At 65.9% G+C, this 25,407-nt stretch carries 31 protein-coding genes; 16 read left to right on the top strand and 15 right to left on the bottom strand.

From position 1 onward, the window contains the following. Positions 1–339: TetR-like C-terminal domain-containing protein (locus ON44_RS24515; protein ID WP_040694080.1), on the top strand; the 339-nt coding region annotated here is incomplete at its 5' end. 48 nt (positions 340–387) lie between these two features. Here ON44_RS24515 and ON44_RS24510 read toward each other — a convergent pair. The 3 genes from ON44_RS24510 to ON44_RS24500 form a co-directional block, all read right to left on the bottom strand. Next, complete coding sequence (locus ON44_RS24510) at positions 388–1,230, bottom strand: SDR family NAD(P)-dependent oxidoreductase (RefSeq protein WP_245567315.1); 843 nt, start codon at positions 1,228–1,230, stop codon at positions 388–390. Positions 1,231–1,247: 17 nt separating this feature from the next. Then, the gene (locus ON44_RS24505; protein WP_040694077.1) at positions 1,248–1,457 is read right to left on the bottom strand and encodes a hypothetical protein; all 210 of its coding nucleotides are present in this window, start codon (positions 1,455–1,457) and stop codon (positions 1,248–1,250) included. Positions 1,458–1,518: 61 nt separating this feature from the next. Then, on the bottom strand, positions 1,519–2,052 hold the full coding sequence (locus ON44_RS24500; RefSeq protein ID WP_040694075.1) for a YbhB/YbcL family Raf kinase inhibitor-like protein: 534 nt from the start codon (positions 2,050–2,052) through the stop codon (positions 1,519–1,521). 89 nt (positions 2,053–2,141) lie between these two features. On the opposite strand from ON44_RS24500, the gene ON44_RS24495 reads away from it, so the two are divergent. After that, the gene (locus ON44_RS24495; protein WP_040694152.1) at positions 2,142–2,825 is read left to right on the top strand and encodes a GntR family transcriptional regulator; all 684 of its coding nucleotides are present in this window, start codon (positions 2,142–2,144) and stop codon (positions 2,823–2,825) included. Positions 2,826–3,144: 319 nt separating this feature from the next. Next, on the top strand, positions 3,145–3,978 hold the full coding sequence (locus ON44_RS24490; RefSeq protein WP_040694074.1) for an RNA polymerase sigma factor SigF: 834 nt from the start codon (positions 3,145–3,147) through the stop codon (positions 3,976–3,978). Between the two features lie 85 nt (positions 3,979–4,063). Here ON44_RS24490 and ON44_RS51345 read toward each other — a convergent pair whose 3' ends face one another. Next, a complete protein-coding gene (locus ON44_RS51345) occupies positions 4,064–4,219 on the bottom strand; it encodes a DUF6131 family protein (protein WP_085998611.1) in 156 nt (51 codons plus the stop codon). 436 nt (positions 4,220–4,655) lie between these two features. On the opposite strand from ON44_RS51345, the gene ON44_RS24485 reads away from it, so the two are divergent. Continuing rightward, positions 4,656–5,012, top strand: coding sequence for a hypothetical protein (locus tag ON44_RS24485; RefSeq protein ID WP_157187286.1), 357 nt, complete (start codon positions 4,656–4,658; stop codon positions 5,010–5,012). Between the two features lie 150 nt (positions 5,013–5,162). On the opposite strand, the gene ON44_RS49530 is transcribed toward ON44_RS24485, so the two are convergent. Continuing rightward, positions 5,163–5,336 (bottom strand): CsbD family protein, encoded by a 174-nt coding sequence (locus ON44_RS49530; RefSeq protein WP_040694069.1) that lies wholly within the window; start codon positions 5,334–5,336, stop codon positions 5,163–5,165. A gap of 192 nt (positions 5,337–5,528) precedes the next feature. On the opposite strand from ON44_RS49530, the gene ON44_RS24475 reads away from it, so the two are divergent. The 3 genes from ON44_RS24475 (at position 5,529) to ON44_RS24465 (ending at position 8,637) form a co-directional block, all read left to right on the top strand. Then, positions 5,529–7,013, top strand: coding sequence for an SDR family oxidoreductase (locus ON44_RS24475; RefSeq protein ID WP_040694066.1), 1,485 nt, complete (start codon positions 5,529–5,531; stop codon positions 7,011–7,013). Next, the gene (locus ON44_RS24470) at positions 7,013–7,234 is read left to right on the top strand and encodes a hypothetical protein (protein WP_040694065.1); all 222 of its coding nucleotides are present in this window, start codon (positions 7,013–7,015) and stop codon (positions 7,232–7,234) included. The genes ON44_RS24475 and ON44_RS24470 overlap by 1 nt, the downstream gene beginning before the upstream one ends. A gap of 122 nt (positions 7,235–7,356) precedes the next feature. Continuing rightward, positions 7,357–8,637 carry an ATP-binding protein gene (locus ON44_RS24465; RefSeq protein WP_040694064.1) on the top strand — a complete coding sequence of 427 codons (1,281 nt, stop codon included), beginning with the start codon at positions 7,357–7,359 and terminating at the stop codon, positions 8,635–8,637. 266 nt (positions 8,638–8,903) lie between these two features. Here the strand turns inward: ON44_RS24465 and ON44_RS24460 are convergent, their stop codons facing one another. The 4 genes from ON44_RS24460 to ON44_RS24445 form a co-directional block, all read right to left on the bottom strand. Further along, positions 8,904–9,200 (bottom strand): DUF6968 family protein, encoded by a 297-nt coding sequence (locus ON44_RS24460; protein WP_157187285.1) that lies wholly within the window; start codon positions 9,198–9,200, stop codon positions 8,904–8,906. Between the two features lie 144 nt (positions 9,201–9,344). Further along, complete coding sequence (locus tag ON44_RS24455) at positions 9,345–9,776, bottom strand: hypothetical protein (protein WP_245567314.1); 432 nt, start codon at positions 9,774–9,776, stop codon at positions 9,345–9,347. A 144-nt stretch (positions 9,777–9,920) separates the two neighbouring features. Then, on the bottom strand, positions 9,921–10,658 hold the full coding sequence (locus ON44_RS24450; protein WP_040694061.1) for an MspA family porin: 738 nt from the start codon (positions 10,656–10,658) through the stop codon (positions 9,921–9,923). 35 nt (positions 10,659–10,693) lie between these two features. Then, the gene (locus ON44_RS24445) at positions 10,694–11,299 is read right to left on the bottom strand and encodes an MspA family porin (RefSeq protein WP_040694058.1); all 606 of its coding nucleotides are present in this window, start codon (positions 11,297–11,299) and stop codon (positions 10,694–10,696) included. A gap of 301 nt (positions 11,300–11,600) precedes the next feature. Here ON44_RS24445 and ON44_RS24440 point away from each other — a divergent pair, with 301 nt between their 5' ends. Continuing rightward, complete coding sequence (locus ON44_RS24440) at positions 11,601–12,530, top strand: CPBP family intramembrane glutamic endopeptidase (RefSeq protein WP_245567313.1); 930 nt, start codon at positions 11,601–11,603, stop codon at positions 12,528–12,530. 39 nt (positions 12,531–12,569) lie between these two features. Here ON44_RS24440 and ON44_RS24435 read toward each other — a convergent pair whose 3' ends face one another. The 3 genes from ON44_RS24435 to ON44_RS24425 are packed head-to-tail and all read right to left on the bottom strand — an operon-like array spanning position 12,570 to position 13,945. Further along, positions 12,570–13,418: a class I SAM-dependent methyltransferase gene (locus ON44_RS24435; RefSeq protein WP_040694055.1), complete on the bottom strand. Its 849-nt coding sequence runs from the start codon at positions 13,416–13,418 to the stop codon at positions 12,570–12,572. Between the two features lie 3 nt (positions 13,419–13,421). Further along, on the bottom strand, positions 13,422–13,766 hold the full coding sequence (locus ON44_RS24430; RefSeq protein WP_040694053.1) for a VOC family protein: 345 nt from the start codon (positions 13,764–13,766) through the stop codon (positions 13,422–13,424). A gap of 20 nt (positions 13,767–13,786) precedes the next feature. After that, the gene (locus tag ON44_RS24425; RefSeq protein WP_040694051.1) at positions 13,787–13,945 is read right to left on the bottom strand and encodes a ribbon-helix-helix protein, CopG family; all 159 of its coding nucleotides are present in this window, start codon (positions 13,943–13,945) and stop codon (positions 13,787–13,789) included. A 147-nt stretch (positions 13,946–14,092) separates the two neighbouring features. Between ON44_RS24425 and ON44_RS24420 the strand changes: the two genes are divergently transcribed. Continuing rightward, positions 14,093–14,680, top strand: a complete 588-nt coding sequence (locus ON44_RS24420) for a hypothetical protein (RefSeq protein ID WP_245567312.1) — start codon at positions 14,093–14,095, stop codon at positions 14,678–14,680. Positions 14,681–14,756: 76 nt separating this feature from the next. On the opposite strand, the gene ON44_RS24415 is transcribed toward ON44_RS24420, so the two are convergent. Further along, positions 14,757–15,137, bottom strand: a complete 381-nt coding sequence (locus ON44_RS24415) for a cupredoxin domain-containing protein (protein ID WP_051182396.1) — start codon at positions 15,135–15,137, stop codon at positions 14,757–14,759. Between the two features lie 129 nt (positions 15,138–15,266). Between ON44_RS24415 and ON44_RS24410 the strand changes: the two genes are divergently transcribed. From ON44_RS24410 to ON44_RS24395, 4 genes are all read left to right on the top strand, one after another. Beyond that, positions 15,267–15,476 carry a hypothetical protein gene (locus ON44_RS24410; protein WP_157187284.1) on the top strand — a complete coding sequence of 70 codons (210 nt, stop codon included), beginning with the start codon at positions 15,267–15,269 and terminating at the stop codon, positions 15,474–15,476. A gap of 46 nt (positions 15,477–15,522) precedes the next feature. Next, the gene (locus tag ON44_RS24405) at positions 15,523–16,542 is read left to right on the top strand and encodes a winged helix-turn-helix domain-containing protein (protein ID WP_051182395.1); all 1,020 of its coding nucleotides are present in this window, start codon (positions 15,523–15,525) and stop codon (positions 16,540–16,542) included. A gap of 56 nt (positions 16,543–16,598) precedes the next feature. Next, positions 16,599–17,186: a SanA/YdcF family protein gene (locus ON44_RS24400; protein WP_157187283.1), complete on the top strand. Its 588-nt coding sequence runs from the start codon at positions 16,599–16,601 to the stop codon at positions 17,184–17,186. 811 nt (positions 17,187–17,997) lie between these two features. Beyond that, entirely contained in the window at positions 17,998–19,230 is a 1,233-nt protein-coding gene (locus tag ON44_RS24395; protein ID WP_040694048.1) for a cytochrome P450 family protein, read from the top strand. 4 nt (positions 19,231–19,234) lie between these two features. On the opposite strand, the gene ON44_RS24390 is transcribed toward ON44_RS24395, so the two are convergent. After that, the gene (locus tag ON44_RS24390) at positions 19,235–19,765 is read right to left on the bottom strand and encodes a phenolic acid decarboxylase (RefSeq protein ID WP_040694046.1); all 531 of its coding nucleotides are present in this window, start codon (positions 19,763–19,765) and stop codon (positions 19,235–19,237) included. A gap of 104 nt (positions 19,766–19,869) precedes the next feature. Next, on the bottom strand, positions 19,870–20,751 hold the full coding sequence (locus ON44_RS24385) for a LysR family transcriptional regulator (RefSeq protein WP_040694045.1): 882 nt from the start codon (positions 20,749–20,751) through the stop codon (positions 19,870–19,872). A 129-nt stretch (positions 20,752–20,880) separates the two neighbouring features. Between ON44_RS24385 and ON44_RS24380 the strand changes: the two genes are divergently transcribed. The 3 genes from ON44_RS24380 to ON44_RS24370 all read left to right on the top strand — a co-directional run bounded on the left by ON44_RS24380 (position 20,881) and on the right by ON44_RS24370 (position 25,403). Then, positions 20,881–22,224: an MFS transporter gene (locus ON44_RS24380; protein ID WP_040694130.1), complete on the top strand. Its 1,344-nt coding sequence runs from the start codon at positions 20,881–20,883 to the stop codon at positions 22,222–22,224. A 77-nt stretch (positions 22,225–22,301) separates the two neighbouring features. Then, the gene (locus tag ON44_RS24375; RefSeq protein ID WP_040694127.1) at positions 22,302–24,407 is read left to right on the top strand and encodes a prolyl oligopeptidase family serine peptidase; all 2,106 of its coding nucleotides are present in this window, start codon (positions 22,302–22,304) and stop codon (positions 24,405–24,407) included. 42 nt (positions 24,408–24,449) lie between these two features. Next, positions 24,450–25,403, top strand: a complete 954-nt coding sequence (locus ON44_RS24370) for a DNA polymerase domain-containing protein (RefSeq protein ID WP_040694125.1) — start codon at positions 24,450–24,452, stop codon at positions 25,401–25,403. The last annotated feature ends 4 nt before the right edge of the window (positions 25,404–25,407 follow it).

Below are 25,407 nucleotides of genomic sequence, written 5' to 3'. Positions count from 1 at the left end.
GGAGAGCTCGACGGGCTGCGGCAGTTGCTCGGTGATCCGGCCAGCGAACACACCATGCGCGCGGTGCTGGAGCGGGCGCCGTTCGATCCGGCCTTCGCCGCGCTCAAGGAAACTCTCTTCCGGTCCGGTATCGCCGGATTTCAGGCAATCCTCCAGGCCGCTGTCACCAGCGGCGAGCTCCCGCCGGATACCGACATCCAGCTGGTCATCGACCAGCTCGCCGGCCCGCTGATGTACCGGCGGCTGTTCGCCGGCCTCGACATCGACCGAGCGTACATCGAGACGATCGTCGACAGGGTGCTACGTCAGCAGCTACCGCAGCCGGACAGCAATCCGTAACGTCGCACGGCCAGACCGTCCCGTGGCAGAGCCACACCGCCCACCGCCTCAGCCCACCGCCGAAACGACTGCGGTGTCACTGATTTCGAGCAGGCGACGGCGTGCCTTCGGATCGTCGGCCTGCGCGTGCGGACGGCTCTGGCTGGTGCCGTTGAAATACCGGCCCGTCGTCTGGGACAGGCCCGGATCGCAGATCAGCCGGAGAGTGGCATCCGCGCCCTCGGCGACCGTGCTGATCGGCGTGACTCCAGATTCCAGCACCATGGTCGTCGCCATGAGTGTGGCCGGGTGCAGGGCGTTCACCGTGACACCGGTCCCGTCGAGTTCCTCGGCGTACTCGATGGTCGCCATGATCATCGCCAGCTTGGCGCGGCAGTACGCGGTGAACACGTCGTAGTCGTGCTCGAGGTTCGGATCGTCGAAGTTGATCTCCTGCTGCCCGGCGGAGGCCACGTTCACCACCCGCGCCGGAGCCGATGCCCTCAGCAGCGGAAGCAGCCGACGCGTCAGCCGATACGGGGCCAGATGGTTGACCGCCCACAGCAATTCGTTGCCGTCGGCGCTGAGTTCGCGTCTCCCGTTCGGCTGGCCGCCGGTGCCGGCATTGTTCACCAGCACATCCAATCGCGAAGTGCGGGCGATGATCTCGTCGGCCAGCCGGTCCACCTCCGCGAGCCGCGACAAGTCGGCCAGGACGATCTCCGGCACGGGCCCGCTCGCGGCCGTCACCTCAGCTGCGAGCGCCGCGGCCCGATCGGGGTTGCGGCCGTGCAGAATCAGCCGGGCACCCGCGGCGCCGAGTCGCACCGCGAGTTCCCGACCGAGGCCGTCCGTCGCGCCCGTGATCAGCACAGTGCGATCGACCATGCGATCGATATCGTTGTCGCTCATAACCTTTCCTTGCAGTCTCATTTCCCGTCCTGGGTCCGGATGCTGACCGAAGTGGCGGTCAGGTCGAGCGTGACGTGCGTGCCGAGAGGCGTGTGCACGACGCGCGGCTCGCCGGTGGCGGGCATCGGTATGCCGTTCACGGTGACCTCGACCCAGCGGACGATGGCGTCGCCGTCGCGCCGCGAGCGACGAACGATCTCGATTTCGCAGGGGATCGACTCGGCCACTAGAAGCCGCGCATGACGACGAATCCGCGGTTGGTGGCGGAACCGGCACCTCGAACGGAATTCACTGCATTGTCTCCGCCGTGGCGACGAGCGTCGCCCTGCCCAGGATGTGGCCGGCGATAGTGAACCCGAGCAGAGCCGGCGTTGAGTCGGAGGCGATGCCGATGTCGTCCACATCCAGGGCGTGCACGGTGACGAAATAGCGGTGCCTACCGTGCCCTGCCGGCGGTGCCGCACCGATGTATCGAGGTAGGCGCGCGTCGTTCGGCAATTGGAAGGAGCCGACCGGCAAACCGATGCCCGCGTCGTCTCCGGCGCCCTCGGGCAGGCTCGTGGTCGTCGCCGGGATGTTGGCGACAGCCCAGTGCCAGAAGCCGGAGCCGGTGGGGGCGTCGGGGTCGTACACGGTAACGGCGTAGCTCTTGGTGCCCGCTGGGGCGCCACTCCAACTCAGTTGCGGGGAAACGTCTTTGCCGCCGGGGGTGCCGGAGGACCACTGTGCGGGTTGCCAGGCGGCGCCATCGCTCACCGTGGTGCTGGTGACCGTGAATGAGGCTGCCTCGTGGAGGCGGGCGAAGGGATTGTTTGCGCTCATCTTGTCGCGCCTTTCGGGTCGTGCCGAACATGCAAGATCGACGATATCAGAAATAATCGATGATTTTGCAAATCGTCTATGATCGGATTATGACTCGGACAGTTCACACCCCGACCTCGCCGGAGAAGCAGATGCTTTCCGAGCAGGTCTACGCACACTTGCGGAACGCGATCATGCGCGGTGAGTACGCGCCCGGCGACGCGCTCAAGCCGCAGGATCTATCCCGGCAATGCGGTGTGAGCCTGGCTGTGGTGCGTGAGGCGCTGGTGCGGCTGGTTGGTGAGGGTCTGGCCGAGCGGCTGACCAATCGCGGCTTCGCGGTCCCAGCTTTTTCCGATCAGCGCTGGCAGCAGATCGGCGAGGCCCGCCGGGCCATCGAACCGGTCCTGCTACGCATGTCGATCGAACGTGGTGACATCAATTGGGAGGGCGACGTCCGAGCCGCCCACCACCGGTTGGCGCGCACGCCGGCATTCACCCCGGAAGACGGCGAGTACTACAGCGAGGCATGGGCCGAGGCGCATCGGCTCTTCCACCGCACTCTGCTAGAGGGATGCGGCAACCCCGTCCTGCTGGAAACCTTCGACCGGATGTGGATCGCGAGCGAGCTGGCCCGCCGCTGGTCGGCGCACCGCAACCCGGACCGGGACGGCACCGACGAGCATCGCCGACTGGAGGAGGCGGCGCTGGCCCGCGACCCCGACACCGCAGCCGACATATTGACTCGACACCTCACCCTGACAACGGCCGCACTGGCAGAGCAAGAAGGCTGATACGTCCGACAATCCGGCCGGTTGGTTCGACGCCAATCGAACCATTGTTCACCGAGGCACCGAACTCGAACTCGCTATCCGACTGTGCGGCAACACTGACGCCGACCATGACGCAGTTGCCATCCGGAGTGCCAGCTCAGCGTTAGGGTCTGCGATCGCATGTCCACGCCGACCCTCGGTGAGTTTCCCCGGGAGTCGGCTGGTGCGGCATTGTCATCCGCCCGCCTCGACGCGGCTGGTGCCCGTTGGTCACGTTTCGATTACGAAAACTGGGGTACCCCACTCACATCGAACTTCATAAGAAGTGAGGGAGACTCGGATGAGTAGAACGACGGCTCGAAACGAAGAATCCCGACACGCAACCGGTGCCGGAGACAGCTACGACGACATCGAGCCATGGTTCGAGAAGCTGGCTGCCCTGGAGCCCGGGGACGCTCATCGGCAGGTCGTGCGCGAGGAGATCGTCCGGCGGTGTCTACCTTTGGCCGACCACATCGCTCGCAAGTTCGCGGGCCGCGGTACGGAATTCGAGGACTTGCAGCAGATCGCTCGGCTGGGGCTGGTGCAGGCGGTGGACCGTTTCGACGTCACGCGAGGCTGTTCGTTCCTGTCGTTCGCGGTGCCGACCGTCATGGGTGAGGTGCGGCGCTACTTTCGCGACCACACCTGGGCGCTGCGAGTACCGCGCCGGGCCAAAGAACTACAGGCGCTGATTCGGCCTGCCGTGGAGACGCTGGCGCAGCGGCTCAACCGGATGCCGACCGCGCGGGAGATCGCCGCTGAACTCGATCTCGAACTCGGTGAGGTCACACAGGCGTTGATCGCGGCCAATGCCTACCAGACCAATTCGCTCGATATCGGTGTCGGTGATAGCGACGAAGGTACTCGTCCCTCGGTCATCGACACCCTCGGCGCCGTAGAGCCGTGCTACCGATTGTTGGAAGACGCGATGTCGGTGCGTCCGTTGCTCGCTGCGCTTCCCGACACCCAGCGTCGGGTGCTGATCATGCGTTTCTTCGAATCCAAGACCCAAAGCCAGATCGCCGTGCGCCTCGGCGTCTCCCAGATGCAGGTCTCCCGCATTCTCACCAAGACTCTGAACACGCTGCGGGAGCAAGTGATCGGAGCGGACAGCCGCCGCGAAGTCGCCTGACAAGCGCTGCCGCCGGCGGGCGCTCGGTTGTCCGATCGAGAGTGCTGGTGAGGATGTGATTCTGGTGCGGAGCAGAATTATGGGGTCAGTAGTAATGGCGTCGGCCGCCGACGGCGCGGCCCATCGACCCCAATAGCAGTAATACGAGCCCGATGACGAGGACCACGATCCCGATGGTCCACAGGATCGGGATGCTGAATATGAACCCGACGATAAGAAGAATGACTCCGAGAACGATCATGGCTGGCTACCTGGTTTCACTGCTGTACTCGAAGGGCTAGAGAAACCCTCCGGTGCTGGTATCGGTCATGTGCGCAATGCCAGCACCACTCACTACGCCCATCCCGACCACGGCCACAGGAGAACAAGCCACGATGATCAACCCGATGGCCTGCATATTCCAGTAGACGCCTCGGGACCTGGGATGTACACCCCTGGTTATCGAAGTCGCGGCTCGATAGTGCGGCGGCGGTGTCCGCCGTGCCGAATGGACGATCAGTGCGATCCGCCGGGCGTCAACAGATCCGGCGGTATCGAACACAGTTTGTCCAGTGCGCGGCGGCCATCCCTTCTCGGCGTCTGATCGCTCATTTTCCCAGTTCGGGGCTAGTGAAGTGGCGTTAGGGTAGAAGGGGGAGAGTGCGAGGAGTCGAAGGATGAGCACCACCATTGTGATCGTGATCATCGTCGTCGCGGTTGTGATCATTTTGCTTGTGGCCTGGTTGCTGATGAGCAAACGGCGCGAACATCAGCGGGTCGAAGCCGAGAGTATCCGTGACCGCGCGGCGGAACAGGAATTAGAGGTCGGTCAGCGGCAGGCGCGGGCAGAGGAGGCCGCTGCCAGGAGCCGGGCGGCAAAGGCGGAAGGTGAGATCAAGGCGGCGCAGGCCGAGCAGCTTGCCAAGCAGGCGGATATGCATCGCAGGGAGGCGGCGGATTCGCGAACCGACGTGGATAAGGAGTGGGAGCGTGCGGACAAAATCGATCCGGACTCGAAGTCACGTGGGAAGCAGCAGGGGGCTGATCCCGAATAGCCCGTCGCATAACAGCCGGTTCGTCCTGAAATCCAATGCGGCCACGATCGAAGCTTCTCAGGTGAAATAGACTGGTGGACAATGGAACCGGCGCGCGTCGAGCGGATGACCTCGCCGGGTCATCCGCTCGTGATCGACGCTGGTGACCGGTCAGTCGCGGAAGGCGTCCTTGACCTTCTCGCCCGCGTCCTTGAGGTTGGACTTGGTCTGGTCGGCCTTGCCCTCGTTCTGCTTACTCTTATCGTCGGTGGCCTTGCCGAACTTCTCCTTGGCCTTACCGGAGAGTTCCTCGGCTTTGTTCTTTGCCTTGTCTACAGTGCCCACGATTGCGGCCCCTTTGTTCGAAGGTGCCGGCCTGCTATTTCCAGCCGGTCTTCCGGCGGGTAGCCCGCATTCGGGCAGCCAAACAACGGCCCCGCCGGTGCCCATCCTTGTCGCCGCGGATGCGTTGGTACCGGGGCGGCCGCGGTTCCCACTGATCTCGACGTCCATGACCGGGAAGAAGGGTGATTGAGCATGCGGTGTGTGGTTTTCGGCGCGACCGGCTACATCGGCGGACGCTTGGTGCCCGAACTGGTGCAGGCCGGTCATCGGGTGCGGGCGGTGGCCCGGACACCGGCGAAATTGGCGGAGGTGCCGTGGCGGGATCGGGTCGAGGTGGTCCGCGGCGATGTCACCGATGACGACGACGTGCGCGCCGCGGTCGCTGACCAGGAGGTCGTCTACTATCTGGTGCACTCGTTGACCCGCCGCGACTTCACCGACATCGACCAGCGCGCCGCGCGGGTCGTCGCGGCCGCGGCGGCCGCGGCCGGCGTCAGGCGCATCGTCTATCTCGGCGGCATCATCCCGGAACACACAGAGCTCTCGCGCCACCTCGCCTCACGCGCCGAGGTCGGAGAAATCCTGCGGGTATCCGGGATCCCCACTGCGGAACTACGCGCGGCGGTCATCATCGGATCCGGCTCGGCCAGTTTCGAGATGCTGCGCTACCTATCCGAACGCCTGCCCGCGATGATCACCCCCCGATGGGTGCGCAACCGCATCCAACCCATCGCTGTGCGCGATGTCCTGTACTACCTACTGCGGGCCGCCGAGCTGCCCGCCGACGTCAACCGCCCGTTCGATATCGGTGGCCCCGACGTCCTGACCTACCTGACCATGATGCGCGAATACGCGGTGGTCGCCGGGCTGACTCGTCGGATGGTGCTGCCGGTCCCGGTGCTCTCGCCATGGCTGTCGGCGCAATGGGTCAATCTGGTGACCCCGGTACCGCGCGCCCTGGCCGTCCCGCTCATCGAATCTCTCGTTCACGAAGTCGTGTGCGGCGACCACGACATCGCCGCGTACATCCCCGATCCCGCCGACGGCCTCACCCGCTGCGAACGTGCCATGGAGCTGGCACTGACCCGCATCCGCAACGCTGAGGTGCCGACCCGCTGGTCGGACGCCAGCACACCCGGCGCGCCCTCGGATCCGCTGCCCACTGACCCGGCCTGGTCCGGCGGCTCACTCTACGAGGACCTCCGCGAGCGCCACACCCACGCCGACGCCGACACCCTGTGGGCGGTGATCGAATCCATCGGCGGCGAAAACGGCTGGTACTCGTTTCCGCTTGCCTGGTCGCTGCGCGGCTGGATCGACCGGGTCACCGGCGGGGTCGGTTTACGTCGCGGCCGCAGAGACCCACATCACCTGCACCCTGGCGAAGCCCTGGACTGGTGGCGCGTTGAACACATCGACCGTCCCCACCTGCTGCGGCTTCGCGCCGAAATGCAGGTTCCGGGACTGGCATGGCTCGAACTCGGCGTCGAGCCCGACCGCAGCGGGGGTTCCCGCTATCGGCAACGCGCCATCTTCCAGCCGCACGGACTTGCTGGGCACCTCTACTGGAAGGCGATCACACCGTTTCACGCCGCCGTGTTCGGCGGCATGGCCCGCAACATCACCGGAACCGCCGAACACACCCCTGCCGCGGGCGCGCCCACATCGAGCTGCTGATGCTCGTCGCACTGAGCGGCGGTATCTGGCTGGTCGTTTGGAACTGGTCCCGGTCGGAGTCGGTCATCGCCGCGGTGGCGTCGTCGAATTCGCGCATCTTGTCCACGCGGATGGTGCTGGCCGACCCGATTCGAGCAGGCGTACCCGTGAGCTCCGGCCATCCGGCCGCGCGGGCTGCCTCGGCGTTGGCCGTGTTGATGCGACCGTGCGCACTCGTGTAGTCGATGGTGCGTCAAGGCACCGACAGACTTGGTTCCTGTCATAGCGGGGGGCTTGCGCAGGGTATTTACTAAAGAGGACGGCCGAGTTCTCCGAGGCTCGCCGATGGCCGTTCGAGGTATGTATGCCGGTATGGCGACTACGCGAGTTCCGTGACGAAGATCTGGATCAGGCGATCCAGATCTGGGAGCAGAGCCGTGTGCCCGATGCCGGTGAGCCGGTCTTCGCGCTGGCGGAGGTGATGGCGGCCGCGCGCGCGGAGCAGACGGCGGTGGTGGCCGAGGTCGGCGGCGAGATGGTCGGGATGGCGGTCGCCCAGATCCATGGCGAGCGGGCCTGGGTCCTGCTGGTGGCGCTTGCGGCACGGTGGCGGCGGCGCGGTATCGGCAGCGCACTGCTTGCCGAACTGGAGCGGCGGCTGCGGTCGAACGGCGTGCGGCGGATCTGCACCCTCGTACCCGAGGGCGCCACCGGATCGGTGGCGTTCGAGAATTCCGGGTACTTGCGTAGGGCGGGCCTGGTCTACTACGAGCTGCTGGAACCATTGGCTCCCGCGCAGTCCACCCTGCTGACGGAACTGGGCGGGCGGCTGCTTCCACCGGGACTGTGGCAGTCGATGGCTGGGATGAACCGAGAGAAAGAGATCATCGAACGCCGGATCGTGTTGCCTTTGGCGAATCCCGATATGGCCGAACGTTATCGGGTTTTGCCGCCCAAAAGCGTCATCCTGTTCGGGCCACCGGGGACCGGCAAGACCAGCTTCGCGAAAGCGGTCGCGTCCCGACTCGGTTGGCCGTTCGTCGAATTGTTTCCGTCCCGGTTGGCCGCCGCGGCGACGGGTGGACTCGCGGCCTCGCTGCGCGAGGTATTCGCCGACCTGGACGAACTCGACGAGCTGCTGCTGTTCATCGATGAGGTGGAGGAGATCGCAGGCGCGCGTTCGGGTACGGCGACAAGCCCTGCGCACGGCGTCACCAACGAGCTGCTCAAGCTGATACCGACGTTCCGGGAAAACTACAGTCGCCTGCTGATCTGCGCGACGAACTCGGTCCGCTCATTGGACTCGGCATTCCTGCGGCCCGGTCGATTCGACTATGTGATTCCGGTCGGCCCGCCGGACGCAATGGCACGGAACGCGATCTGGCGACGATATCTCGGCCCCGCCGCCGAAACCATCGACCTCGACCGTCTGGTGTGCACCACAGCGCAATTCACCCCCGCCGACATCGAATACGCGGCCCGTGCAGGCGCGCAGTCCGCGTTCGAACGCGCAATGCGCGAGGACTCGGACGAACCCGCGACCACCGAGGACTACTTGACCGCGGTCGCCGATACCCGCCCGACCCTGACACCGGAAATCCTGAGCGCGTTCGAGCAGGACCAGCAGGACTACACCCGACTGTGAGAGACAGGGTGTACCCAGATGCGGTGCCCAATCTCTCCAGCACCGACCGAGCGCGGCATCGTGCCGGTGACCATGGCCTCGCTGAAGGCCGACCTGTCCGGGCCTGTGTCACCCGACTCGCCGACCACAACGGGTAGCTGAAGACCTCAGCCACCAGCTCGGCGACACGTCGTCGCGGAGCTGGTGGCTGTGCATCAGAACTCGATCAACTTGTTGGCCCTCGTGCCCCTGCCTCGAGAGGTTTCGCCCATGGAGCGTGTTCCGGGCTAGCCGACAGCTGCTGCGAGGTCACCGCCGATTCGCGCTTCCGACAGGAAATCTGGGAGCGAGACGGACAGGCGGGCGCTGATTTCGGTCAACCCGGACATCAACGCTTGTGCTGGTTCGGTGCCGGTCGTTTGGATGATGATCGGGGCAGGCTGTAGCCCCTCGATCCGTAGTCGACAAAAGTAGTCCGTGTCAGGTTTCGTAAAAGGCTGCGGCGCATCGACCGTCACGAGTATCGATCGGCCGCTTCGCCGAATCCTCCTGATTACCAAAGCCTTTCCAAATCCGACAGTCATAGCGAAATAGTATGGCCTCGGGCGTCTTCAGCCGAATACTGCGGGCGTGTCCGAGAACCAGGCGCGTCCTTACAGATGTCCACAGGCCGACATTCGCGCTGCGGCGGCTCGCGGCCGACGACCCGATGACGAACTCCGCCGCCGCTAACCCTGGTAGGGGTGGTTGGTGAACTGGACCGCACCGGGGTCCGGGAAATGGGCCGCGTTGACGGTGACGGTGCCGACGAAGTTGTCGTGGCCGGGGCTGAACAGGGCCGAGTAGCCGCTGTTGCCCCAAAAGCCGGGGCCGTTGGCGTGCGTGGTGAAGCTGCCGGTTTCGCCGGTGTCGACATTGCGGTAGTTCAGGGTGATGTCGAGTGAGCACTGGCCGACGCCGATCATCTGTGCGGTCACGGTGAAGGCGGCCATGCCCGGGTAGGCGTTGCCGTTGACCGACGAGTCGACGATCGCGACGCACGGGCCGTTGGTCAGCGAGTAGATTGTCGCGAACTTGCCGCCGCTCGAGTCCGCGGAAGCTGGTGCGGCCGTGGTGGTTACGGCCGCCGCGGTCATCGCGGCGAGGGAGAAAGCAGTCACGGATCGGGTCGAACGCATCATTACCCCCAGCGGTGGATGGTCATGCCGACGTTATGCCGTGCGACCGTACCAGTCTTCCCGTCATCCCATGACCGTTCGCGTGGAACAGGGCAGGCACCTACTGCTGGCTCTGTTGCGATGACCTCAGCCGAGGTTGAAAGGTTGGCCCCACAGGGTTTCGGAGTCGTCCATGACGTTGTCGCGCACGGTGACCGTGGTGTAGGCGCGAGCTTCGGCGGCGCCTGCGCAACCTTCTACGGACAGTGTGTGGTCTACGTACTGGGTGATGCCCGATGTGCCGGTGAAGGTGTAGTCCTCGATTTCCTTGGTGGCTACTTTGCCGGGCTTCAACTGAATGCTCAGTGAGGGGTCGGCATAGGGCGAGACTCCCGAGTCGCCCGCGGTACCACCGGCGTATCCGCCTGCGGTGACGCCGCCGTTGCCGCCGCCGCCGCCACCGTCGCCGTTGTTGTTGCCACTGTTGTCGGCACCCGCCGGCGCGTCGGTTTTCGGCTGGGGCGGCGGCGTATCGCCGCTACCGTCCGCATGTGTGCCGCTGCCGAGATCGACCTGGCAGCCAATGAGGTAACCGGTCTCGATCCGACCGCCGGTGACGGTGATATCGGCGGGCACGGTGATGTGCACCGACGTCACGCCGGAAACCCACGCGTTGCGGGAAAGTGGGCTCGCGGCCATCGACCCGGAGATCGTCGCGTGTTCACCGGTGCGGTCGACCGCGACGACAAGGCCATCGCGAGTGGCGAACTCGTCGTGGCCATCGGGGAGGGGTATCGAGGTATCGGCTTGTGCCGCAACGGATGTCACCAGCACGACGGGAAGGAAGGCGCACGTCATGATCGCGACGCCCAGTGAACGGCGCATCGCGCTGGTCCTCTCGTTCGATCGCATCACGCCGCTCATCCGACGCTGAACGGGTCGCCGTACAAGGTCACCTCGGCCGAACCCTGGTCGTTGGTCACGGACAGGGCGCTGAACGCGCGTGCCTGCGCGTATCCGCCGCATCCGCTGAGCTGGACGCCGCGATTGCGGTAGGAGATGCCGACCGCACCCGCCGCGGGATCGAGCTTCTTGGTGCCGAACTTCACCACTGCGACACCGCCCGGCACCAGTTTGATACTCGGGGTCAACTCCGGCGACACCGAGCCGGGCGACATGTAGACATCACCGCCGAGTGACAGCCCGCCGGACAGATCTACCTGGCAGCCGATCAGATAACCGGTCTCCAGGCTGCCCGCCGTCGCGCCCGGAGCCGTGGCGTACGCGGTCGCCGACAGCTGCGCCGTGCGTGACATGCCGTTGGCGGCGAGGGACTGGGAGATGATCGCGGTCTCACCGGTCCTGGTCAGATCCACCGGAATCCCCGTCGCCGTCGTCAAGGCCTGCTCGCCGTCGGGCAGCGGCACCACCGTATCCGCCTGCGCGAACCCACCTCCGAGCATCAGCACCGCCAACCCGACGCTGATACCGGCCGACCACCGGCCGACACCATTGATCACCCTCATCAAACCTCATCCTCAACTGCCGGCAGCTACCGGAGAACCTCGCACGCAAACCTGAGCGTCGGCTGGGAATCAGCAGTGTGGTTGCTGTCGGATCCCGCCACCTGGGCCAATGGGACACACGCGCTCATAGCTGGCTCCTAACTTGCTCCCATTTTCGGCAGAGGTTGGGCCGCAACGATTCTCGCGTCGGGGCGGCAAGGATCGGCCCGACGGATCCAGAAATCCGGGAGGAAACGTATGGGAGTCAAGTCGAAGCTGGTCACGGCGGCTGCGGCGGGCGTAGTGGTGTTCGCTGCACTGGGTGTCGGGGCCGGCGTCGCGAGCGCTGACCAGCCGCAGGGACCGGCAGCGGGGCAGCAATGTTCGCCGCCGCCCGGCGATCACCAGGGTCCGCCGCCTGGCGACCAGCAGGGTCCGCTGCCCGGGGATCCGCAGGGCCCGCCGCCCGGATGCCCTGCGCCCGGGCAGTGATCTGCAGCCCTATGTCCGCAAGGACATAGGGCATTTTCATGCGGCAGCGTGCCCGCGCCAGCACAACTATGGTGTGGGCGTGCGGATTCGACGGTGGCGGCGCGTGTACCTGGGCGCCGAATACGCGGCACTGTTCTTCGGCGGAACGACCGTGTACAACGCGCTATTGCGGGGCAGGCCGCCGATTCCCGCGCTGCTCGCCTTGGCGGTCGGCGTCACCGGTTACCTGCGGCGTTCGTCGGACTTCGACCGTGCGACGCTCTGGCGCTCCGAGGCCATTCGCAAGCAGGCGCGCTCCATGGCGGCACTGGCGGGTTCGAATGCGCTGGCGCTCACCGCGGCGGTCGCGGTGCTGCGGCGGGACAATCTGTTCGAGCTGCCGCGGCGAAATCCCTTGTTGTGGCTGGCGGTCATGGTGTTGTATCCCGTGCTGAGCGTGTACCCGCAGGAGCTGATCTTCCGTTCGTTCCTGTTCCACCGGTACGCGCCGGTCTTCGGCGACGGCGTCGGGTTGGTGGCCGCGAGCGCGATCGCATTCGGCTACGTGCACATCATCTTCGGCAGTTGGCTCTCGGTCGTGCTGAGCGGTGTCGGCGGCTGGATCTTCGCCACGCGCTATTTGCGTACGCAATCGCTGTTCACCGCGTCCGTCGAGCATTCGGTGTACGGAATGCTCATCTTCACAGTCGGTTTGGGGCAGTACTTCTATCACGGTGCCGCTCCGGCGGCGCGCATCCAGCGTTCAGTCGCGGCGGCGTAGGGCCTCGATAACGGGTGCGCGCCGCATTGGGCGGGTTGTTCAGGTCGTCGCGACCAGGAACTGCTCCGCGGTCGGGGGCCGCAGGCCGTCTGTCCTGTCGGCGAAGTAGCGCTGGGTCAGGGTGGATGTCGAAATATGTTGTGCTGATGCGAAACCCGCTGCCTCGGCCAGCTCGATCAGTTCATCGGGGCTGAACAGGCTGAGGAATGGAACTCCGCTTGCTCGCGCGGCGTTCTCGACGGCCTGACGTATCGCGCGCTCCTCGGCGTCCAGCAGGTCCAGTGGCAGTTGGAAGGTCATGGCCAAGGTGGAGCCGGGTGCGAGGGTCGAGATCCGCTGTAGTGTCTGGACATTCGCTTCGCGCGTGAGGTACATGGAGACGCCGGTCTCGGCGACCACCGCGGGACGCGACGGGTCGAAACCCGCGGAAATGAGCCGATCCCACCAGGATTCGGCCTCGAAATCGACCGGGACCAGCCGCAGCCACTCCGGAATTCCGTAGCCGAGTTCGACCAGACGCTGCCGCTTCCATGCCTGTGGCCCCGGCTGGTCTACCTCGAATACGATTAGGCCGGAAGCGATTTCGGGACGGCGCTGAGCGAAGGTGTCGAGTCCCGCACCCAGGATGACGTACTGATCGACGTCGCGTGCCGCCTGCTCGACCACCAGATCCTCGACGAAACGGGCGCGCGCCACGACGCACGCGCGCGAGAGGCTGGTCGTCTCGGGATTCATATCCCCGCGGGCGCGCCATCCGGCGTCGGGGTCGATCAGCCGCAGCCCGATCTCGTCTTCGAGCACATGCGGCGCCGGATCGATCTCGACGTGCAAGGCGCGCCACAGTGCGACGCGCTCCGCCGTGCTCTCGGGGCCGATGACCTGTTGCATCGTTCAGCCGACCTTTCCGACCTGCAGACTCCAGACCCGGCCGTCCGGATCGCGCACCGTCATTTCCTTTGTCCCGTAATGGGTTTCCTCGAACGACGTGACCACCTCGACGTCATCGCTCGGCTGGAACGCATCCGGTTCGGTCACCGTCAGCACGAGTTGCGTCTGTGGGGTCTGGCTGCGCGGGATCTCGGCGATGAATACATACGGGCCATCGCCATTGCGGAACAGTCCGGAGTTGTGGTCGGTCGTGAATTCGGGTTCGAAACCGAGCGCCTGAAAGAACCGCGCAGCCTTGCCCCAGTTGTGCGTCTCGACGAACACGCCTTCGATGCCCTGCGTCGTCATATCGTCTCTCCTTCTCGCGCTCACGGTTGCTGATCGTTGGTGTCGTCGAGGTATCCGCGCAGTGCCTCCGCGACCAGTGCCGACAGCGACATGCCGGACTCGATCGCCCGGAACTTGACCTGCTTGATCAATCCCACCGGCAAATACACGTTGAACTGCTTCACATCCTCGTCGCCCACACCCCGATGCTAGCATCCTAGAAAGCTAGTAACAAGATCGTCATTTGCTGGTGGCGGCAAAAGTCGAGAGGGATGCAGTGATCTTGATCAGACGCCGGAATGTGGGGGCATTCGGCGGGCCGCGAGGCGGCGCGATAACTTGAGCGGGTGATCAAGAGTTCGGTATCCACGACGGCGGGGGCATGGCGGGCAGGTGACGGCGTCCCGGTGACGTTGCGGGAGGCGACGGTGGCATGGGCCTTTGCGGCACATGCGGAACTGTCCGAGATCGCCACGGGGTACGGAAACTTCATCACTGTCGAGGAGTTGGCCGAGCGGGTGCAGGAAACGTCCGGGGTGCATACGGGTGCGCCGACGCAGACGTGGATGGAGGCGATCCTGCGCAAGGTCGCGCGGCGTTGCCACAATGCGGGCGAACCCCCGCTGACCTCGCTATGCGTGCAGGAGAACCACACCGTCGGAGACACCTACAAGTACGTGCTGGAACTCGCCGGACTGCCGGTTCCGAAGGACCGAGAGTTGCACGCCTCCTACGCCCGGTGGCAGTGCTACGAGCATTACGGTGCCACGATGCCCGCCGAGCTGACCGCTCCGCCGCTCACGCCCAAGGTCGCGGGCCGCCGTTCGGCGAGCAGCACCCCGCAGGAGGCCAAGCCCGAGCCGGCCCGGGCGGCGGTGTGCGACCAGTGCTTCATCCAGCTACCTGCCAGCGGAATCTGCCAGTACTGCGTCTAGGCGGCTCTGTTGTCCGGCGGAAACCGCTGTGGCGACAGGTGGGACGCTAGCGGCTCGACGCGCGGAAACCGGGGATTCAACGCCGGACGCTCAATGCGCCCTCCATAAGCGCGTGATACCGGCAGTAGAAGGGGTGCGATCCGACTTCGTCGGGTGCGGTGAAGGTGATGGTCTGGCCCGGGCCGACCTCGTAATCGAAGAGGCCGGGGCGCTTGCTGGTGATGCTGTGCTTCACCGAATCGAGGTTGACCACCGTGAGTACGGCGCCCGGCGTGATCGGGGGCGTGCCGGTGTAGTTCTGGTGTTCGATGGTGATGGTGACGGCGGGGATCGGTGCGGGGCCGGACCACGCGGGCGGGGCGATCTCCGTCGAGGTGCCGCACCCTGCCGCCCACGCGACAGTGAGCAAACCGATCGCGATCCGCTGCCGCCACGGGCAGATTCGAGTGCTGTTCACGTAGACCGGCTGCCCACAATTCGAGCCGTCATGCTCGTCCCCGTTGAACTTATCCGGAATAGAACCATGTTTAGGCCACGGCCGAAACATGGTGGGGGTGCGGCCCGCTGATTCCTAGGCTGCTGAACAGTGCGTATTCAGGAGTCGATGATGGTGAACGAGGTAGTGGCCCGGCCCGTAGGGCTGGTGCTGGGACGGCTGAGCGTTGGTGTGGTGCCGGCCGGGCGGCGGAAGCGGTGGCGGCCGAGCTGGTTTCGCTGGTCGGCCACACAGTCGGCCACGGATCAGATCCTGCGCCTGGATCCGGTCCTCGCGGTGATGCTGCGAGGTCCGCGGTGATCGCGGGTACCGTGAGGTGCCTCGGCACAACGATGCGGGGCGGCGTATGAAGCGGATCCACTGCACACCCGAGGATCTGACGCGCATCCGGATCGGGGCGCCGCTCGGCGCGATGGGCGAAACAATGCTGGCCACCCGGATGGTGCAGCGCACCGACGCGCCGCTGTACGACGGCTGGCGCGGGCAGGTGCGGCGCGCGATACCGGATAACTTCGGCGTGCTCGCGGATGTCTTCCCCGGCGTGCACCACTTCGTCGACCTGATCACGCCGACCCGTGGGGCGCGGTCGATGTCGGCGGGGATCGAGGCATTGCATCTGGCCTCCCGCGACGAACTCCGCCGCGAGGTGGAGCACGCCGCTCGTCAGCGCGCGCTGACCGACCATCCGCTTCCCGCGTGGACGCGGGAGCTGTCCGACCGCGACAGCGCCGCCCGCCGTGATGTCGCGCACGCCGTCGAGGCATTCCATGCGGTGGCATTCGCCGGGCGATGGGCGCATATGCAGTCGTATCTCGAGGTGGCGGCCGAGCGGATGGCCCGCACCATCGCCACCGAAGGCGTCGAACGCCTCTTCGCCGGGCTGGCGCCCTTCGCGCGGTGGCGGGCGCCCGTGCTGGAGGTGCTCACCCCGATCGAATGCCCCGACGAACATCTCGACGGGCGCGGCCTGATCATCATTCCGTCGTTGTTCATCTGGCCTGGACCGAAGCTGCTGAAGTCCACCATCGATAAGGACGCGCCGATGACGCTGGTGGTCCCGGTGTTGCGCGATATCGCCGATTTCGCCATGGCGTGGGGTCCGCGCGCGACCAATGAGGCGCTCATCGCACTGCTCGGCCGGACGCGCGCAGCCGCACTACAGGAGATCGCCGAGGGCTGCACGACGACCGAACTCGCACGCCGACTGGGTGTTTCACCCGCGACGGCCAGTGAGCACGCATCGATCCTGCGCGAGGCCGGGCTCATCGAGAGTTGTCGGCACCGCAATACGATGCGGCATCAGGCGACGACATTGGGTATCGCACTTCTCGACGGTGATCTCGACGGTGGTGTGCGCATCGCTTAGTGCTGCGCCGGTATCGTCGGGCAGGTGCAGTTGATACCCGACCGGAAGAGTTCGGCGTGGTAGTGGGCCGGGTGGGTGTCGGTCTGCTCGCCGGAGCGGCCTTGGTCGTCGCGGGTGCCAATCTCCGATTGTGGCTGGTATCGGCCGGATATCGGTCCGGCCTCGCGGCCGCGCCGACGGTTCCGGTGGTGATCGTGCCGGGCGCGAAGGTGGGGCCCGATGGTGCGCCGATGGCTTATATGCGTGGACGACTCGATGTCGCGATCGAACTGTTGCGAGCCGGAAAGGTACGCGAGATTCTCGTGTCCGGCGATGCTGCGGGCATTTCTGGTGACGAAATCGCTTCGATGACAAAGTATCTCGTGGATCACGGCATCGATCCGGCGGTGGTGCGCGCCGATGGCGAAGGGTTGTCGACCCGAGCCACCTGCGAACGAGCCAAGAATCTGTTCGGTATCGACCGCGCGATCATCGTCACGCAATACCGGCATCTGCCACGGGCGGTCGCATTGTGCCGCGGCGCGGGCATCGATGGCTACGGCGTCACCGCATACTGTGAATGCAAGCGAACGACATTGGTGCGCAACAACCTTCGTGAATGGCTGGCCGCGCCCAAAGCGGTCGCCGCGCTGATCTGGCGCTGATCCCACACAGCGTCGCCGAAGGCCCGGCAGCGTCGGATTCATGTCCACGGAGCACCCACATAGCGAACGTTGGCGAAGAGCTGTGGTGCGCAACACTATTCGCGAGTGGCTAGCCGCACTCGAATGCGGTCGCCGCGTTTATCCGTGCCCTACCGGGGGTCCGGCAGCGCTGGATCCATCGGATCGACCGGACCGCCGGGATTCGGGATCGGTGGCGGTCGCATCGGATCCGGACTCGGCCGCGGATCAGGGATCGGTGGCTCGGGTTTCGGGCCTGGTATCGGATCGGGGTGGGGAACAGGCCCGGGTACCGGCGGTTTCGGGTCGGGGTCGGGGCCGGGTACCGGGGTGGGGCCGGGTACCGGCGGTTTCGGATCCGGGCCGGGGCCGGGCAGCGGCTCAGGCCCGGGTACCGGCTCGGGTCCGGGGCGCCGGGGAATCGGCTGTGGCGCCGGACCGGGTATCGGATCCGGCTCCGGATGCGGCTCAGGCCCGGGCACCGGTTCAGGCCCGGGTTTCGGCGGGACCGGATCCGGGATCGGCGTCGGTGGTACCGGGTCCGGGATCGGCGTCGGCGGGATAGGACTCGGATTCGGTGGCACGGGACGAGTCATGTGCAAACCTCCTCAGCACAGCGGTACCCATCCGATTGCGGGTGAATCAGCCCACGGATCCCAGGCGCGGTGACCAACCCGCGCACCGAAGTGTTCCCTTCCCCGGATCGGACGACTACGCTCGTTCGGAAGATCGAAACCGCTTGATGGGCTGCGGGTTTGAGGCACCAGCCCAACGGGCTGGAGGGGGGTATCTCGTGCAGCAGGTTTGTCCGCACAGCGCGCAGCCGATCGTTATCGACCCGATGGTCGGTGATCTCGCGGGCGAGACCAGTCGGTTGCGCGCGGCCGGTCCGCTCGCGCGAATCGATCTACTCGGCGTGCCGGCCTGGACCGTCACGGAGTACGCCACCGCCAGGCGGTTGCTCACCGACCCTCGGCTGGTCAAGGACATCAATTCGTGGGCACTGTGGACCTCGGGGACGGTAACGCGGGAGTGGCCGCTGATCGGCATGATCGATACCGGACGGTCCATGTTCACCGTGGACGGTGCCGAACATCGGCGACTACGCAACAAGACCATGCAGGCGCTGACGCCGCGTCGGCTGGACGCACTGCGTCCGGTGATCGCGCGGCTCACCACCGAACTACTGGACGACCTGGAGCGAACGGGCCGCGACGGCGTGGTCGACCTCAAGACCGAATTCGCCTATCCGCTGCCGATGCGGGTCATCGGTGAGCTGATGGGCGTCGACCGTGCCGATCACGCGATGCTACTGACTTGGTACAAGGCGTTCTTCTCGATCCTCACCCCGCAGGACGAGCGGTTGCGAGTGATCGATGAATTGGATACCTATTTCACCGATCTGGTGCGCAAGAAGACCGTCAAGCCGACCGACGACCTCACCACCGCGCTCATCTTCGCCGCCGACGGCGGTGCGCCGCTGACCGAGAAGGAGGTCGTCGGCAATCTGAAAGCCCTCGTCGCGGCGGGACACGAGACGACCGTCGGACTTCTCCTCAACACCGTCCGCGCCCTGCTGGGCCGCCCGGAGCAATTGCGCGCAATCCGCGACGGCGACTCCGAGTGGCAGCAGGCGATCGAGGAAACGCTGCGCTGGGACACCCCGGTGACCCATCTGCTCATGCGCTTCGCCACCGAGGACATCACCGTCGGCGACATCGTGATCGAGCGGGGTGAGGGTGTGGTCATGTCCTATCGCGCCATCGGTCGAGATACCGCGGTGCACGGCGGTGATGCCGACGATTTCGATATCACTCGCCCAACGGCCAACCGGCATCTGGCGTTCGGCCACGGACCGCATATCTGCCCGGGTGCGGCACTGTCCAGGGTGGAGGCCGGGGTCGGTCTGCCCGCGCTGTTCGAGCGTTTTCCGAAGCTGCGATTCGCGGTGCCGGTCGAGGAGATCCGCAACCTGCCGGTGCTCACCCAGAACGACCTGGCCGCCTTCCCGGTGTACCTCGCCTGAGGCACTAGTTGGTTCGCGTGGCGTATCCCGGCGGCAGCTTGTGTGGCGGACAGTTGATCACCGTGTCGTCGTCGAGATCCCGGGATTCCAGGAAGGTGATGCGCCCGGATGCGGAGACCAGGGTCAACGGATAGGTCGGTCCCCGGTCGCGCTCGGCGATGATCGCGTCGAGATTTTCCTCGTAGCGGGTAAGCGTGCAGTCGGGATAGTCGAGCATCCATTGCGGGTAGGAGATCGTGGTGTGCACCCGACGGTCGCCGAGCCAGACGATGAGCACGGTGGTGGTTCCGGTCTGCTCCACCCAGGCGATTTTGTACATATCGTCGCTGAGCTGGACCAGCTTCGCCGTCTGATTCTTGGACCAGCGGCCGAACATCGGACCCATCAGACTGCGCAATTCGATCGTCTGCGCATCGCGCACGTACAGCTCGTATTTCCAGCCGTTCTCATAGGCGTAGATGAGGTGTTTGCCGACAATGCCGGTCAGATCGCCGTGTAGTGCCAAGTGCGTGGCCGCCAACCGCTGCGCGCTCATCGCCTGACTCCTCTCGGTCGACCTACGAGGTCGGGACCTGCGTCTTCTTCGTCAGCCTAATCATTGCTGCGGGCATTGCGGCAGGTTTGCCGGGAACGGCGCAATCATGGCCGTGCGGCCGCGTAGAGGATCTCGCGCATCCCGGGCAGTGATTCCTGATCCGCGCGCCATACCAGCCGCAGACTCAGATCGGGCACCGGGAAGTCCAAGCGGACGAGTGTGCCGTGCGCGAGGCCATCGGCGACCGCGAACTCCGGCAGCAAGGATATGCCGAGTCCGTGCTCGGCCCAGGCCCGCATGACCGGAACCGCACCGGCCTTCACTCGCCGCGGGCCCGAGCCGAGCACCTTTTCACCCGCCATCCAGAACGAGCATTCGGGCACATTGACCAGCAGCCGTTCATCGATGAGGTCGGCGGGCGTCAAGCCGGACCGCGCTGTCAGTGGGTGCGTCGGCGCGGCGACCAAGGCCAGCGGCACCGGATCCAGGTCGAGGAAGGCCAGCGGTTCGGCGGGGGCGGGGAAGCCCAGATCACCAACGGCGCCACCGGAATCCAGCAGCAGTGCCGCATCGAGATCGCCGCCGACCACATCGGCGAGCAAGCCGTCGCGGGCCCGATCCGAGCGCACCTCGACTTCGATATCGGGCCGTCGCTCGGCCAGTCGCGCCAGTACCTGCGGCACATACGCAACCGCGAGGGTCTCCAGTGCCCCGAGGCGCAGGACCGGCCGTTCCTCCCGCACATCGCGCATCGCCTGTTCGGCCTGTTCGAGCAGCCGCCGCGCCCAGCCGGTGAGCCGCTGCCCCGCCGGTGTGAGCCGCATGCCCTTGGGGTCGCGCACGAAAAGTGCCACCCCGAGCGCGGTTTCGAGCGTGCGGATCTGCTGGGACACCGACGACGGCGCGAGTTCGAGCGCAACCGCGGCGTCGGTGACCGTGCGATGGCGCACCACGGCCTCGAAGGTCCGCAGCTGACGTAACTCCATGGCCTGGCCAACAGCGACGCGGCATTCGGATATTCCGAATGCGGTATGCGCCGCAGCCGGTGGAGCCGTCGTGCCCGTCCGGCGAGAGTCGATCGGGTCATCAAACGAGCCGAGGAGCTGTCGCATCGGATGAGCATTCTGCAATCGCGGGCGAGTACGTCCACCGCGTCGACCAGGGCCCTGCTGGGGATATCCCTCGGGTACTTCATGGTGCTGTTGGATATGACGGTGCTTTCGGTCGCCGAGCCGGATCTGGCGGCGTCCCTGCACACCTCGATCGCCGGACTGCAATGGGCGACCACCGGCTATACCATCGCCTTCGCCGCACTGCTGCTGTCCGCGGGCGCGGTCGCCGATCGCCATGGTGCGCATCGGGTATTCCGTTTCGGCACAGCGGCTTTCGGGCTGGTCTCGCTGCTGAGCGCCTTCGCGCCGAACCTGTCGGTGCTGGTCGCGCTGCGGGTGTTGTTGGGCGTCGCGGCGGCGGCGTGCGTGCCCGCATCGATGGCGATGATCACCCAGCTCTATCCGGATCCGGGCCGACGCGCCCGGGCGATTTCGACATGGGCGGCGATCAGTGGCGCGGCGGTCGCGGCGGGGCCGATCGTGGGTGGCGCGCTGGTCGGGCTGGCCGGGTGGCGGTCGATATTCGTTGTCAATGTTCCCATCGCGGTGGTCGTATTGGCGCTGAGCATGGGATCCGCGGTGACCTGCGCGCGCGGTGATCGCCGCATCGACTGGGCGGCGCAGTTGGCCGCGGCCGTCGCCCTGGCGCTGTGCACCGATGCGCTGATCGCGGCGGGTGCGCAGTCGTGGCGGCATACGGCGTGGTCGCTGAGCGGCGCGGTGCTGGCGGCGATCATCTTCGTGTATCTCGAACGGCACAGTGCCGTACCGGTATTGAATCGGGAACTCTTGCGTGCGGGTCGAGTGCGTGCGGGTTTGCTGGTGGGGGCTGCGGTGAATTTCGCGCTCACCGGGGCACTTTTCGTCCTGCCGTTGCTGCTGCAGCGACACCTGAGTCCGCTGCAGACCGGGCTCGCCTTCTTGCCGCTCACCGTGCCGTTCGCCGTTATCCCGCCGCTCGCGGGCAAACTCGTGGCCCGCGTCGGACCGCGCCGACCGATCCTGACCGGGCTCGGCCTGCTCGCGGCGGGTGGTGTGGTGCTGGCCGTAGCGGTGTTCGTGGGACTCGGCTATCCGGTGCTGGCGGTCGGCCTGCTGCTGTCTGGATTAGGTGTCGCCTTCGCTCTTCCGGCGTTGGTCACCGCGATTGTCAACGCGGCACCACCGGGGACCGCGGGCTCGGTCGGCGGGCTGCTCAATGCCGTCCGCCAAGTCGGCGCGACCCTCGGTGTCGCGATCATGGGTGCGCTCGTCACCCCTGGTATCGGCTGGTCCTTGCTGACCTCCGCAGTGGTCTGCGCACTCGCCTGCATCGTCTTCGGCTACCACCGCGCCGCCGAATCCTGACGTCCCGAAGCGGAGTCCGACCACGAAGTACAGTGTCGGACGGACGCTGGGATCTGGACGTGTTCAAGGGGGGTTGCATGGGAAGCAAGGGCCTATGGCGGGCAGGCGTACCGGCGCTGACAGCGGCGCTGGTCGCGGCCTGCGGGGGTGCATCGACACCAACGGACCCGTATCTCTGGTTGGAGGAACTCGACAGTCCGCGCGTGCAACAGTGGGTCGCCACCGAAAATGCCCGCACGCTAGGGGTATTGGAGCAGGACCCGCGTTTCGCGGGAAACCTGGCCGAGGCGACCGAACTCGGCAAGTCCCCCGACCGCCTGCCCACTCCGACACTGCGCGACGGCGGCGTCGACAACTTCTGGCAGGACGGCGACCACGCCCGCGGCATCTGGCGCACCACATCTGTCGCGGATTATGAATCACCGCAACCGAATTGGAACACGGTCCTGGATCTCGACGCCCTCGCGGCGGCGGAATCCAAGAATTGGGTATGGAAGGGTGTCGACTGCGACCCCGTCACCCGCAAGCGCTGCCTCGTCAGCCTGTCCGAGGGCGGCGAGGACGCGGTGACGGTGCGCGAATTCGACCGCAACACCAGCCGATTCGTGCCGGACGGTTTCGTGCTGCCGCGTGGTAAACAGAATGCGGCCTGGGTCGACGAGAACACCCTGCTGGTCTCGCGGGAATGGCAGCCCGGGGAGACGACCACCTCCGGCTATCCCTATGTCGTCAAACAGTGGCGTCGCGGCCGATCTCTCACCGACGCAGTCGAACTCGCGCGCGGCAATAAGGCCGATCTGGCTACCACGCCGATGTTGCTGGACAATGGCAATGGTCGGCGGTTGAGTCTGGTGCGGCGCAGTCCGTCGTTCTGGGAGAACGAGGTCAGTCTGGTTGCCGAACCCGGCCTTGTGCGGGTGGCACTGCCGCCGAAATCGGATGTTCAGGGCTTCGCCGGCAATCGAATTCTGGTGTCGCTGCGACAGGACTGGACGACGGACGGTGCGACATTCACCGCCGGATCACTGGTTTCGCTCGACGCCGATGAACTCACCGCGGACCCGACGCGGCTGCGTGCGCGGCCGGTCTATGTCCCGAGCGCGTCGCAAACACTGGAATCTGTGCTGACAACACGTGACCGGATCGTCGTGACCTCGCTCGACGACGTGAAGGGACGCGCCACCGTCTATACACCGCAACCGGACGGCTCCTGGTCAGGATCACCGGTTCCGTTGCCGGACAACGCGACCATCGACGCGGTGGATGCCGATTCGGCCGGTTCGCTCGCCTATCTGACGGTCACCTCGTTCCTCGACCCGGCCACGCTGTGGCGGCTCGATACCGTCACCGGATCGGTCATGCCCGTGAAAACCAGTCCGCGACAATTCGATTCGTCCCGCTACGTGGTCGAACAGCAGAAGGCGACCTCGCCCGACGGCACCAGGGTGCCCTATTTCGTCGTACATGCCGCCGATATGAAGTTCGACGGCACCAACCCCACGATCATGTACGCCTACGGCGGTTTCGGCTCGTCCATGACGCCGAACTACAACGGCCTGATGGGCAGGCTCTGGCTGGATCGTGGGGGTGTGTTCGTGCTGGCGAACATTCGCGGCGGCGGTGAATTCGGACCGGCTTGGCACGAGGCCGCACTGACCACCAATCGCCAGCGCGCCTTCGACGATTTCGCCGCCGTCGGCCGGGATGTGATCGACCGGAAAATCACCGCCCCGAGCCATCTCGGCATCCAGGGCGGTTCGAACGGTGGCCTGCTGATGGGGGTCGAGCTGGTCCAGCATCCGGAGCTGTGGCAAGCGGTGGCTATCGAGATACCGCTGCTCGATATGGTCCGCTACGAGCAGATCGCCGCGGGTGCTTCGTGGGTGGGCGAATACGGCACCGTCGCCGATCCGGTACAACGCGCCTTCCTCGAATCCATATCGCCGTACCGGAATCTGCGTCCGGGCGTGCGATATCCGGAGCCCTTCGTCTGGACCACCACCAAGGACGATCGGGTCGGCCCGCAGCACGCCCGCAAATTCGCTGCCCGGCTCGCCGAATTCGGTGACCCCTATCTGTTCTACGAGGCCACCGAGGGCGGGCACGGCGGCGGCACCAATATCGACGAGACGGCTCGCACCAGCGCACTCGAATTCACCTACTTCATGCGCAAGCTCATGTAGGGATGGTTGACCATGCGCGGTTCGGCGGTGCATGGTTGGCCGATGACCGGCGAAGAGGTCCGTGCGGGTGTAAAGCTGACCAATCTCGACGCACCACTGTTCGACGGTGCCGACGCGACGAAGCGCGATCTGATCGACTATCTCGAATTCATCGGTGATCGGCTGGTCGGACAACTGCGCGACCGTCCGCTCTCGGTGGTGCGCATCCGGCCTGGCCAGGAACCGTTCATGCAGAAGAATCTGCCGAAGTACACCCCGGACTGGGTGCCTCGGGTGACGATGTGGGCCGAAACCTCCAAACGCGAAGTGACCTACGCCCTCTGCGATGACGTGCGCACCTTGCTGTGGTTCGGCAATCAGCGTGCGGTCGAATATCACCCGACCCTGCTGCTGGCCGATCACAGCGCGGGCCCGACCCACCTGATCCTGGATCTCGATCCCCCCGAGGGTGGCCCCTTCCGGCAGGTCGTACTCGCCGCCGAACTGATCAGGCAGGCGCTCGCCGATGACGGACTCGCGGGAGCGGTGAAAACCAGCGGCGCAAAGGGGGTGCACGTCTTCGTGCCGATCGAGCCGCGTATCCCGATCGAGGATGTCGCCGCCGCCACCCGGGCGATCGCGGCCAGGGCCGAACGCATCGATCCGGATCTGGCCACCACCGCATTCATCCGCGAGGACCGCGCCGGCAAGGTCTTCCTGGATTCGACGCGCGCGGGCGGCGCGACAGTCGTCGCAGCCTACAGCCCGCGCGTGCGTCCGGGGGTGCCGGTGTCCTTCCCGATCGAATGGGCTCAGCTCGCAGATATCAGTCCGGGCGACTTCACCGTGCGCACCGCATCGAAGCAGCTGGGCGATCGGGATCCGTGGGTGCAGGAAATGCCCGCGCCGCAGGCCTTGCCCGCCGATCTCGTCGAGGAGGGCCACACCATCCCGGTGGCCCGGGTCCAAGCGATGCACGAGGGCAAGCGCCGGGCCCGGGCCCGCAGGCAGAGTTAGCTTT

The sequence above is a fragment of the Nocardia vinacea NBRC 16497 genome, from assembly GCF_000308835.1.
GTDB classification, from domain to species: domain Bacteria; phylum Actinomycetota; class Actinomycetes; order Mycobacteriales; family Mycobacteriaceae; genus Nocardia; species Nocardia vinacea.
Note: the sequence above shows the minus strand (reverse complement) of the source record. Positions and strands in the feature narration are given on the sequence as shown.